General features: G+C 75.5%; 1 pseudogene. It reads right to left on the bottom strand.

Annotated elements, in window-relative coordinates:
* Positions 1 to 322 (bottom strand): annotated as a pseudogene (locus EN818_RS31525) (hydantoinase/oxoprolinase family protein); the annotation flags it as partial.

The following is a 322-nucleotide window of genomic DNA, read 5'->3' as shown; positions in this document are numbered from 1 at the left end:
GTGACCAGCACGCGCGCGGCGAGCGCCTCCGGCGTCGCGGCGATCGCCTGGCCGCGGCCGTCGCGCCGGCGGGAGAACAGCTCGGCGCCGAGGCGGGCGGCGGCGGGGTCCCAATTGGCCTGCTTGCCGAGCACATGGGCGGCGTCCGACGGCGTGAAGCCGCAGATATGCACGAGGCCACGCGCCACCAGCCGGTTCAGCGTGGCGTTCTGGGCATTGGAGGTGAGCAGCCGGTCGAGCGCAAACGGCACCGCGCCGATCGCCTCGTAGAGCTTCGCTTCCGGCGCGGTCAGCCCCGCGGCGAGGCGGTCCGGCACGCCGG

Origin of the sequence: Mesorhizobium sp. M3A.F.Ca.ET.175.01.1.1 (genome assembly GCF_004791945.1) — a bacterium.
Taxonomy (GTDB): domain Bacteria; phylum Pseudomonadota; class Alphaproteobacteria; order Rhizobiales; family Rhizobiaceae; genus Mesorhizobium.
This window is presented reverse-complemented; position numbering and strand designations above follow the sequence as displayed.